Genomic DNA, 11,167 nt, shown 5'->3' on the forward strand with positions numbered 1-11,167 from the left:
GCTTATGTGATGGGCTTTTCGAGGTGGCCGCCGAACTGGTAGCGCATTGCGGAACAAACCTTTTCGGCCATCGTGTGCTCCTTGCGGGAACGGAAGCGGGCAAACAGCGCGGCGCTGAGCACGTCGCAATCCACCGCTTCCTCGATGGCAGCCATGATCGTCCATCGGCCCTCGCCGGAGTCGGATACACGACCGGAGAAGTTTTCCAGCGTCGGATTTTCCGCAAATGCGGCGGCGGCCAGATCGAGCAACCAGGAACTGATCACGCTGCCGCGACGCCAAACCTCGGAAACATCCGCAAGATTGATGTCGTACACATAATCGTCGCCGACCGGGGCCGTCTCAGCATCGGCCGCGCCTTTCTTCAGGCTCGCATTGGCATTGGCAAGAATGTCGAAGCCTTCACCGAAAGCGGCCATGATTCCGTACTCGATGCCGTTGTGGATCATCTTGACGAAGTGACCAGCTCCCGAGGGGCCGCAATGCAGGTAGCCATACTCGGCTGTGCCGCCGAGCTTTTCGCGGCCGGGAGTACGCTCCACGTCGCCGATGCCGGGGGCGAGGGATTTGAAAATGGGATCGAGGCGATCCACGGCGACCTTGTCACCTCCGATCATCATGCAATAACCGCGCTCGAGGCCCCACACGCCGCCGCTGGTGCCGACGTCGAGGTAGTGGATGCCATCGTGACGCAGACGCTCGCTGCGGCGACGGTCGTCGCGGAAATACGAGTTGCCGCCATCGATGATCGTATCATCCGACTGCATGTGAGAGGCGAGTTCGCCGACAACCTTGTCTGTGATGCCTGCGGGAACCATGATCCAGGCGTTGCGGGGTGCTTTCAGCTTGCGTGCAAACTCCTCAATCGAAGTCGTGCCGATCGCTCCCTCTGCGACCAACGCGGCGACCGAGTCGGGGTTTGTGTCGTAAACGACGCATTCATGTCCGTTCTTGAGAAGGCGGCGAACCATGTTCGCACCCATCCTGCCGAGGCCGATCATTCCGAGTTGCATGTGTTTTTTGAGGAGTGAGTCGTTAGCTTGTGCCTATGAGCATGTTGCGGGCAACAAGAATTGCGAAACTTTTCTACTTGTTTTCGAGGGCAGAGATACGAGCCGATTCATCGTCATCGACTGCGTGGCGTTGTTTCCGCCAGAAAATGATGGCGGCGGCGACTGCTCCGATCCCTGTCAGGATCACCAGCCAGCCAAAGAGTCCCATGGATTGATCGACTTTGGTGGAGATGATGAACGTCGGCGATGCGGCTGATTTCTTGCCCAGTTCATCGACCGTGCGGATTCGAATGCGCCATGTCTGGCCGTCCTTCAGGTTGGGGAATCGCGCGATAATCGAGCCATTGACCTCGCTGGTCTGCACTCCCCGCCACTCGTTCCACTTGACGATGGGCGGGCCATCGCCAGCTGGCGCCATCACCTGTCGCCACTCGATCAGATAGGAGATCGCATTCTTTGCGGGAATTTTCCAGCCGATCTCAACCTCATGCGTGTCGGTACGAAGGTGGTTGAATTCCGTAATGGGAGGAATCTCGTTGCCGGCCGGTTCCGGAGGGTCCAGTGAAAAGATCGGACCTGGAGTCTCCTGTCTCTGAGGCGTGTTTCCCTCCGGTATGGCGACGACAGTGGGCCGGGAGGATTGGGTGTTGGCTGTTATTTCAGCCGTGACCGGAAGAGTCAATGAGGTGTCTCCGCCGTAGTCGATGGCAAGGGTCTCCTCAAAGCCCCCCTGTTTTGAGAGTTCCAGGACGGCAGTGAACTTTCGCGATTCACCCACCGGTATCACTGCGGTCGCCGGATCGGGGGAGATGACCAGTTCGCGAGGCGGTGTCACCTTGAGCTGGGCTGGAGATCCACCGGAGTTTTTCAGTTCAAAAGCCAGCTCCTTATGGTCGCCGGATGCCAGGGCGCCAAAAGCCAGAGCGGCAGGTGTAGCGGAAAGAATCGGCCGTACTGCACCCGCCTTGACGGGAAGCGAAACTCGATAGCCCTCGCTTTCAAAAGTAATGGCAGACTCGATGTTGCCGAGGAAAGCCGGAGCGATTTGAAGCGTGATGGTCTTGTCCTCGTGCGGTTTCATGAGCAGTTGCTCGGGACCGCTGACATTTTCCGGATATTCCAGATCGACCGGGCGGGCGGCATCGGTCCGGTTGAGCAGGGTGACTGTAGCGATGCGACGGTTGGGGTCTGCACTGCCAGGGAAGACCAATTCCTTCGCAGGCTCAAAGGCCAGGGGAGCGAAACCCGTACCGGTAAGGGTGACGTAGGCCTTGATGTCGTGGGAGAAGCGAAGCTGGCCGGTGAATTCCTCGTCGTCCATGGGCGCAAAAACGATGCGGACCTTTTGCTCTTCCTTGCGCCCCAGTCGATAGGTGTCGGTGCCAACGATGCGCCAGGGTGGCGGTACGGTGATACGACCGGTTAAAACTCCGCCCCCCGCATTTTGCAACAATACCTCCTCGGACTTGGTGTTGCCGAGTGTAACCGTGCCAAACTCCACCTCGCGGACCGCGCTGAAAGCGGGAGGCTCCTCGGAGATGGTGAGCGAGACTACTCCCGGGGCAGAAACCGGACTATCCGGTCCCTGCACGGCAAAGGTGAAGGAATCGCTGGTCGCTGAGGATTTTTCGTCGTGGATATAGGTGATCACCGCATTTTTTCGGTCGATGATCTGAACGGCGCCGAGCTTCCCGAATTTTGGTTGCGTCCGAATGAGAAAGCGGAGCTGGCCCGGGCTGCGACCGATCGCTCTCAGAGGAATCTCAATGCTGCGACCACGATACATCGTGATTGTTTGGGCCTGCGGCATGGGAGGGGGCGGCGGCAGGTTTTCCTTGTCCTTCTTAGCTGCGAAACACAGCGTCGCGGTGAGAAACAAAATCGCCACTGAGGGCAGCCAAGACCGGAACATCATTGGAATGTCGTTGCGAAAAATCCTTCCAGAGTTTAAGCGGATGTCACTTGGAAAAGCGAATGACCGTAGCCTTGCCTCACATCCGCGTAAAGGAAACTGCTGCAATACTCATCGCAGCAGCGGTTCTCGTGGTATCTCAGGCCGCTGCTCAGCAGGGAGGCGCGGCTGCTCCGACTCCTCGTCCGAAACAAAAGAAGGCTTCGGAACTCATTTATAAACAGGAGCCTCCGCGGATTTTTGAGCGGGTGCTGGAAAAATCCACTCCGGCCAATTCGACCATCGTCATTTCTCTCGGAAAGCAGCGAGCCTACTTCCTGGTCGATGGTGAGACGGCGATTGATTCTCCGATTTCTTCGGGCAAACGGGCCGGCATGACTCCGAAAGGTACGTACAAGATTTCGGAAAAGGATGCGGATCATCGGTCGAGCGTTTATGGGGATTTTGTCAGCCAGCGAACGGGCAAAACGGTTCGGGCAGGGGTAAGCACGAAGATTGATTCGGCTCCGAGCGGAACCGTCTATCGTGGCGCTCCCATGCGCTGGTTCATGCGCCTGACCAATGACGGGGTGGGTATGCACACAGGCATCTTGCCGGGTTATCCTGCCTCTCATGGATGTATCCGGCTGCCGGAGGAGATCGCCAAACTGTTCTATTCCAAGGTCGTTCTCGGTACCCAAGTTACTGTCACCGATTAGGTCGTCCTTTGACGCGCGGGACATTTCCTGCTAATTTTTCGTCTTTATGCAGTTGTCGATGCGCACGGATTACGCCCTGAGGGCCCTTTTCACCTTGGTGGCACATCATGGCGATACCCCTATTCCGATCATTGAGCTTGCCCGGAAAAACGACATACCGAAGCGTTTTTTGGAGCATATCATGCTGGATCTGAAGGAGCGTGGCTGGGTCGACAGCGTTGCGGGCAAACGAGGTGGCTACCGCCTCGCCAAGGATCCGGCCTCGATCACCATGGGGGAGGTTGTCAGGCATTTTGATGGTTATCTGGCCCCGATCGCCTGTGTTTCCGTGACGGATTACAAGTGTTGCTCTCAGGAGTCGGTGTGTCGTTTTCGTCGTGTGATGCTCGAGGCGAGAAATGTGGTCGCCAAGCTGATGGACACTTCGACCCTTGCTGATGTCATGCGGGGTGAACCAGTTACGAATCGTGAGGTAAGCGCCGTGCAGGGCGTCGACGGCGAAGGTATATAACGACGCTTGGAGTCGTAATTACTTGACCCTGTCATAAAACGGGGTAAATCGAAGGCAATGAAAGTCTTGATCCTGCTCTCATCAGTGCTTGCCCTGGCTGCTTCGTCGGCCAAGGACGTGACACTGCTGAATGTGTCGTACGACCCGACACGGGAGTTGTATTCGGATTTCAACGACGCTTTTTACAAGTACTGGAAGACCAAGACCGGCGATGGCGTGCGGGTTGACCAGTCTCACGGAGGATCAGGCAAGCAGGCTCGGGCCATCATGGATGGCTTGAATGCCGATGTCGCCACGCTCGCCCTGGCGGCGGACATTGATGTGTTGGCGGAAAAAGGCCGCCTCCTTCCGACCGACTGGCAGCAACGGTTGCCGCACAACAGCTCCCCGTACACCTCGACGATTGTCTTCCTCGTCCGCAAGGGAAACCCCAAGGGGATCAAGGATTGGAACGACCTGACCCGCAGCGGCGTGGAGGTCATCACACCCAATCCCAAAACATCTGGCGGAGCCCGCTGGAACTTCCTGGCGGCCTGGGCGTACGCGCTCAAGCAAAGCAACGGCGACGAAGCCAAGGCGCGGGAGTTCATGACCAGGCTCTTCAAAAACGTGCCCGTGCTCGATACCGGAGCCCGTGGCGCGACGATCACTTTCGCCGAGCGGGGCTTGGGTGACGTGCTGGTGGCTTGGGAAAACGAAGCCTATTTGACGGTTAAGGAAAAGCCGGGGCAGTTTGAGATCGTCAACCCGTCGATCAGCATCCTGGCTGAGCCGCCGGTCGCCGTGATCGACGTGGTCGCGAAAAAGCGCGGGACGTTTGAGATCGCCACCGAGTACCTGAAGTACCTGTATTCCGACGAAGGGCAGGAGATTGCCGCAAAGCATTACTACCGGCCGACAAGCGAGGCCATCCTCGCCAAATACGCGGACACCTTTCCGAAGATCGAATTGACGACCATCGACAAGGATTTCGGCGGATGGAAGAAGGCGCAGGGTACCTTTTTTGCCGATGGGGGCGTGTTTGATCAAATCTACCAGCCGAGCCGCTGACTGGAACCGATATTGTAGCATTGAAACCGCCGACGACTCTCGATTTCCTTGGTGCTGTGACGAACCCCGTCTCGTTTACTCGTGATTTGGAGAAATTGACTGCGCCACTTGATGTTCTGGCCGAACGCAATGAACGCCTGAGCAGCGAGCATGTTTCCTATCTGAGCAAACACGGAGCGCTGGCAAGCCTGCCGAAATATGTCTTTTCGGGACCGGGCGACCGGCGCAGTCATTTGAAAGTCGGCATATTCGCCGGAATACATGGCGACGAGGATAGCGGAGTCGAAGCCATTGGCCGCCTTGTCGAACTCCTCGGCCGGCAGCCCGAGATGGCGCGAGGGTATGAACTCTTCCTTTATCCCGTGTGCAATCGCCATGGTTACCTGACCAACAGCCGCTGGTCCGAGGATGGGCTGGATTTGAACCGGGAATTCTGGAAAGGGTCAATCGAACCCGAGGTGCGCGTGCTGGAGCAGGAACTCGAGGCAAATCGCTTCGACGGCATCGTGGCCCTCCATAGCGATGACACCAGCGAGGGACTCTATGGCTTTGTGAAGGGCCATGAATTGACTCGTTACGTGCTGGAGCCAGCCCTGGAGGCGGCGGGCATGTTTCTGCCGAGGAACTTCGACAAGAGCATTGATAACTTCGAAGCCAACAACGGCATCATCGAACAAGGATACGAAGGCATCCTCACCGCGCCGCCGACGCAGAAATTCCGGCCATTTGAGATCGTCTTTGAGACTCCCCATCTGGCGGATGCGGAGCGGCAGGTGCAGGCGCATCTCGCGGCGATTGCGGTGATCCTAGAGCGGTTCAAGGTTTTGATTTCCGAAGGACAGAATATCTAATGGCAGCACGCAGACATGTTTTGCCCGGCTTTGGGCTGACGCTTGGCTACACGCTCGTGTACCTGAGCATCATCGTTTTGATCCCCCTCAGCGCCCTGTTTCTCAAGTCATTCTCGGACGGGTGGGGACATGTCTGGAAGACCATCACCGAGCCGCGCGTGGTCGCCTCGTACTGGGTGAGCTTCGGCCTTTCCTTCCTGGCTGCGCTGGTCAATGGCGTCTTTGGCGTCATCGCCGCCTGGGTGCTGGCGCGCTACCGCTTTCCGGGTCGCAAGCTTCTCGATGCCATCGTGGACCTGCCGTTCGCCCTGCCGACCGCCGTGGCCGGCATCGCCCTCACGACGATCTATGCGCGCAATGGCATGATCGGTCATGTGCTGGAGCCTTACGGCATCAAGGTCGCGTTTACCCAGCTCGGCGTCTTCATCGCCCTGACCTTCATCGGACTGCCTTTCGTGGTGAGAACCGTGCAGCCGGTCATTCAGGATCTGTCCGCCGATGTGGAGGAGGCCGCCGCCACCCTCGGAGCCTCGCGCTGGCAGACCTTTTGGCGGGTGATCTTTCCCGCGCTGCTGCCCTCGATCCTCACGGGTATCGCGCTGGCCTACGGGCGCGCGGTCGGTGAGTTCGGGTCTGTGGTCTTCATTTCGGGCAACCTGCCGTTCAAGACGGAAATCACCCCGCTCCTCATCATCACAAAGCTGGAGCAATACGATTACGCCGGAGCGGCGGCCCTCGGGTTTGTGATGCTCGTGGTGTCTTTCATTATTCTTCTGGTCAGCAATGGGCTGCAGGCCTGGGACCAGAAAAGGAGGGGAGTCTAGGTTATGGCTGGTGCAGTATCGACATTTCCCACCCGGGTCCGGACGCCGCGCCGTGCGACGGCGGAGTCGCCAGTCGTCAAGGTGGTGCTCATCACCACGCTGGTGATCTTCTTCGCCCTGTTCCTCGTGCTGCCGCTGTTTGTGGTGTTTCAGGAGGCATTCAGCAAAGGCGTCGAGACGTTCATCAAGACATTCGAGGATCGGGCGACGGCGCATGCGGTGAAACTCACGCTTATCGTCGCCGCGATCGCCGTGCCGCTGAATACGATCTTTGGCCTCGCCGCTGCCTGGGCCATGACGCGGTTTCAATTTCGCGGACGCGCTCTGCTCACCTCGCTGATCGACCTTCCACTATGGGTCTCTCCCGTCATCGGCGGCTTGATCTACGTTCTTGTTTTCGGTGCAGGCGGCTGGTTCGGACCGTGGCTCCGCGCCAATGATATTCAGATCATCTTTGCGTTGCCGGGTCTGGTGATCGCAACGATCTTTGTCACGTTTCCCTTCGTGGCTCGGGGCCTTATCCCATTGATGCAGGCGCAGGGGCACAAGGAAGAGGAGGCCGCCATGACGCTCGGCGCCAGCGGGTGGCAGATTTTCTGGCGGGTGACGTTGCCCAAGATCAAGTGGGGCCTGCTTTACGGCGTCATTTTGTGCAATGCCCGCGCCATGGGGGAATTCGGTGCGGTGTCCGTGGTTTCCGGCCACATCCGCAACAAGACGAACACGATGCCCCTCCACATCGAAATCCTTTATAACGAATATCAAATCGCAGCGGCTTTCGCTGTTGCCTCCGTCCTCTCGGTGCTGGCCCTTGTCACCCTCGTGGTGAAGGCTTATGCTGAGTGGCGGGCAGAGCGGCAGTTGATGGAAGCAATGCAGACATCCGAGGGAACAAATCCATGAGCATAACCATCAAAGATATCTCGAAGAACTTCGGCAAATTCGCCGCGCTCAAGGGCGTGAATTGCGAGGTGCGGACTGGTGAGCTCGTGGCTCTGCTCGGGCCGAGCGGATCGGGAAAAACAACGCTCCTGCGCATCATTGCGGGGTTGGAGTTCTCCGAGCAGGGGCAGGTCTTTTTCAGCGGGCGTGACGTGACCGACCACAGCGCCTACCAGCGCAAGGCGGGTTTTGTGTTCCAGCACTACGCGCTCTTTCAGCACATGAGCGTGTATGAAAACGTCGCATTCGGCCTGCGCGTGCGTCCAGCGCGCTCGCGGCCCAGCGAGGCGGAGATTCGCAAGCGCGTGGAAAGCCTGCTGGAGACGGTCCAGCTCGCGGACTACGCCAAGCGCCTCCCGTCGCAGCTTTCCGGCGGCCAGCGTCAGCGCGTGGCCTTTGCCCGCGCGCTTGCGATCGAGCCGGAGGTGCTGCTACTTGACGAACCCTTCGGCGCCTTGGATGCCAAGGTCCGCCGGGAACTGCGCACCTGGCTGCGCGAATTTCACAACACCGTCCACCTGACCAGTCTCTTCGTCACGCACGACCAGGAGGAGGCCTTTGAGGTGGCGGACCGCGTTGTGATCATCAGCGAGGGGCTCATCCAGCAGATCGGCACGCCTGCCGAGGTGCGGTCCAATCCCGCGAACACGTTCGTCGAGGAGTTCCTCGATGTGGCGCAGTTCACGGCCTGAGGTCTTTACGGAAGGGGGCGCGGTGAGGCACTCTGCGCTCCATGACGATCACCGAGTCCTTTGTTGAGTTGACGACCACTCGCGGACCCATGCGGGTGCATCTCTTTGCGCCTGCAGGGAATAAAAAATACCCGGCGGTCATCTTTTTCTCGGAGATCTTCCAGGTGACCGGGCCGATTCGCCGCATGGCGGCGGCCTTGAGCGGGAATGGCTATCTGGTGGCTGTGCCTGAGGTGTATCACGAGTTTGAACTCGCTGGGACCGTGCTGGCCTACGATCAGGCGGGTTCGGACAGAGGCAACGAACTGAAGTACGCCAAAGAGCTCGCTTCCTACGATGAGGACGCCCGGGTGACGGCGGAATACCTGAAGAATCACCCGCAATCGACAGGCAAGGTCGGCAGCTATGGCGTGTGCCTCGGCGGTCATCTGGCGATCCGGGCCGGGTTTCAGCCCCACGTCGACGCGGTGGCCGCATTCTACGCCACGGACGTGCATACGGGTTCGCTCGGGGCGGGGAAGAGCGACGATACGCTGGCAAAGTTCGGTGATGCCCGGGCAGCGTTCTTCTTCGTCTGGGGACGGCAGGACCCCCATGTTCCCCTGGAGGGACGCAAGAAAATCGCCGACCGCCTGAACGAGGCGAATGTCGATTTCGAATGGCACGAATTCAACGGCGCCCATGCCTTTCTCCGGGACGAAGGTCCCCGCTACAACCCCTCGCTGGCCCGGGTTTCCATGGATTTGCTGCTTCGCTTCTTCTCCGAGCGCCTCGGATAAGCGGTAAACATTCCGTGACGAGGGGCGCGTCACCGTGTACCGCTGGAGGATTACATGGATAAGACAGACTTTTCGTCGCTAGGAATTTCCCCCGAGATTCTCAAAGCAGTGGGAGAGCTCGGCTTCGAACAGGCCTCGCCGATTCAAGCTGCTGCCATCCCCGTGCTCCTCACCGGCCGTGATGTGGTCGGCCAATCACAGACCGGTTCGGGAAAGACCGCGGCATTCGCCATTCCTGCCATCGAGATGGCCGACGCGACGGACCGCTCGGTCCAGGTTCTCGTGATGTGCCCCACTCGTGAACTCGCCACTCAGGTCGCTGAGGAGGTGCACAAGCTCGCCGCTTTCAAGAAGGGGATTCACGCCGTGCCGATCTACGGCGGAGCATCCTACGAGCGCCAGTTCTTCGAACTCAAGAAGGGCGTCCAGATCGTGATCGGCACGCCGGGTCGCCTGATCGACCACATCGACCGCGGCACGCTCGATCTTTCGCAGACCAAGATGGTCATTCTCGACGAGGCCGACCGCATGCTCGACATGGGCTTCCGCGACGATCTGCGCACGATTCTCGATGCGGTGCCGAAAGAGCGCCAGACCGTGTTCTTCTCGGCGACGCTGTCGAAGCCGATTCGCGAACTCATCGACAAATATTCGAAGTCTCCCGAGTTCGTTCAGATCGAGCAAAAAGAGGTCAGCGCCCCGGCGATCGAGCAGTGGTACTACGAGGCTCCGTCTCGCGTGAAGATGCAGACCCTCATCCGTCTCATCGACTACCATGGCTTCAAGCTCGGTATCATTTTCTGCAACACCCAGCGCATGGTCGACGAACTCGCCGACGCTCTGGCGGCGCAGGGCTTCTCCGCCGACCGCCTGCATGGCGGCATCGCCCAGGCCCAGCGCACGCGGGTGATGAACAAGTTCAAGAAGTCGGAGTTTGAGTTTCTCGTCGCCACCGATGTCGCAGCGCGCGGCATCGACGTGGATGATCTGGAACTCGTGGTCAACTATGACCTGCCTTACGACGCTGAAGACTACGTCCATCGCATTGGCCGTACCGGTCGCGCGGGCAAGCGCGGTATGGCGGTGACTTTTGTTTCCGGCCGCGACATCTACAAGCTGCAGTTCATCGAGAAGTACACCAAATCCAAGATCCGCCGCGGCCAGGTGCCGACGGCAGACGAGGTCGAGGAGCGCCGCACCGAGGGCTTGCTCGAAAAGGTGCGCGAGGTCGTCGATGCGGGAGAGTTCCGCGATCACTCCTTCCTCGTTGACCGTTTGCTGGAGCAGGGGATCAGCTCCACCGATCTCGCAGCCGCTCTGTTTTACTTGCTCACCGATGCGGGAAATCCCCCGGCTCGGATGGAAACTCCCATCGAGGAGCCCAAGCGCCGCGAACGCCCGGACCGAGCCGAACGCGGAGACCGCAGCGAGCGTGGAGAGCGCAGCGAACGTCGGGAAAATCCGCTCGCCATTCCCAAGGGTGAGGCTCCTCGGTTGCGCCATCCCGCTCCGGGCATGGAGTGGCTCTGCCTCAGCGTCGGACGCGGCAGCGATGCCGAGGTGCGCGATGTGATCAATCTGATCGTGCAAAAGACCGGCCTGCCGCCCCGGCAGATCGGCCTCATCCAGCTCGGCGAGGATCAGTCCTTTGCCCAGGTGCCGGAAGGCGTCCTCCAGCGTGCTCGCTCCGGCGAGGAAGCCGTGTGGCAGGACCGCGCCGTCGACATGTTCACCTGGCACTCCGGCGGCCATGGCAAGACCGAGGAAAAGCGAGCACCGAAGCGCTTCGACAAGCCCTTTGAGAAGCGCGGAGGGAAAAGCTTCGAGAAGCGTCCCGATAAAAAGTTCGTCAAAAAAGACAAGAACCGCCGGGACAGGTACTAAACCTGTCCCGC

10 protein-coding genes and 1 pseudogene are annotated in these 11,167 nt (G+C 59.3%); 9 read left to right on the plus strand and 2 right to left on the minus strand.

Going from position 1 to position 11,167, the window contains the following annotated elements:
* Positions 1–2: 2 nt before the first annotated feature.
* Both gnd and TSACC_RS11840 read right to left on the minus strand, forming a co-directional pair.
* The gene (gene gnd / locus TSACC_RS11835; protein ID WP_075079486.1) at positions 3–1,013 is read right to left on the minus strand and encodes a phosphogluconate dehydrogenase (NAD(+)-dependent, decarboxylating); all 1,011 of its coding nucleotides are present in this window, start codon (positions 1,011–1,013) and stop codon (positions 3–5) included.
* A 73-nt stretch (positions 1,014–1,086) separates the two neighbouring features.
* The gene (locus tag TSACC_RS11840) at positions 1,087–2,928 is read right to left on the minus strand and encodes an Ig-like domain-containing protein (protein WP_153811404.1); all 1,842 of its coding nucleotides are present in this window, start codon (positions 2,926–2,928) and stop codon (positions 1,087–1,089) included.
* A gap of 59 nt (positions 2,929–2,987) precedes the next feature.
* Between TSACC_RS11840 and TSACC_RS11845 the strand changes: the two genes are divergently transcribed.
* The 9 genes and pseudogenes from TSACC_RS11845 (at position 2,988) to TSACC_RS11885 (ending at position 11,156) form a co-directional block, all read left to right on the plus strand.
* Complete coding sequence (locus TSACC_RS11845; RefSeq protein ID WP_084400417.1) at positions 2,988–3,623, plus strand: L,D-transpeptidase family protein; 636 nt, start codon at positions 2,988–2,990, stop codon at positions 3,621–3,623.
* 46 nt (positions 3,624–3,669) lie between these two features.
* Complete coding sequence (locus TSACC_RS11850; protein ID WP_075079488.1) at positions 3,670–4,134, plus strand: RrF2 family transcriptional regulator; 465 nt, start codon at positions 3,670–3,672, stop codon at positions 4,132–4,134.
* Positions 4,135–4,191: 57 nt separating this feature from the next.
* Positions 4,192–5,184 carry a sulfate ABC transporter substrate-binding protein gene (locus TSACC_RS11855; RefSeq protein ID WP_075079489.1) on the plus strand — a complete coding sequence of 331 codons (993 nt, stop codon included), beginning with the start codon at positions 4,192–4,194 and terminating at the stop codon, positions 5,182–5,184.
* Between the two features lie 20 nt (positions 5,185–5,204).
* Positions 5,205–6,035: a M14 family metallopeptidase gene (locus TSACC_RS11860; RefSeq protein WP_075079490.1), complete on the plus strand. Its 831-nt coding sequence runs from the start codon at positions 5,205–5,207 to the stop codon at positions 6,033–6,035.
* A complete protein-coding gene (gene cysT, locus TSACC_RS11865) occupies positions 6,035–6,859 on the plus strand; it encodes a sulfate ABC transporter permease subunit CysT (RefSeq protein ID WP_075079491.1) in 825 nt (274 codons plus the stop codon). The genes TSACC_RS11860 and cysT overlap by 1 nt, the downstream gene beginning before the upstream one ends.
* A gap of 3 nt (positions 6,860–6,862) precedes the next feature.
* Positions 6,863–7,762, plus strand: a complete 900-nt coding sequence (gene cysW / locus TSACC_RS11870; protein WP_075079492.1) for a sulfate ABC transporter permease subunit CysW — start codon at positions 6,863–6,865, stop codon at positions 7,760–7,762.
* Positions 7,759–8,469 (plus strand): annotated as a pseudogene (locus TSACC_RS11875) (sulfate/molybdate ABC transporter ATP-binding protein); the annotation flags it as partial. The gene cysW and the pseudogene TSACC_RS11875, both read left to right, overlap by 4 nt.
* A gap of 65 nt (positions 8,470–8,534) precedes the next feature.
* Positions 8,535–9,272: a dienelactone hydrolase family protein gene (locus tag TSACC_RS11880; RefSeq protein ID WP_075079494.1), complete on the plus strand. Its 738-nt coding sequence runs from the start codon at positions 8,535–8,537 to the stop codon at positions 9,270–9,272.
* A gap of 54 nt (positions 9,273–9,326) precedes the next feature.
* The gene (locus TSACC_RS11885) at positions 9,327–11,156 is read left to right on the plus strand and encodes a DEAD/DEAH box helicase (protein ID WP_169809621.1); all 1,830 of its coding nucleotides are present in this window, start codon (positions 9,327–9,329) and stop codon (positions 11,154–11,156) included.
* Positions 11,157–11,167: the final 11 nt, after the last annotated feature.

This window comes from Terrimicrobium sacchariphilum (genome assembly GCF_001613545.1).
GTDB lineage: Bacteria > Verrucomicrobiota > Verrucomicrobiia > Chthoniobacterales > Terrimicrobiaceae > Terrimicrobium > Terrimicrobium sacchariphilum.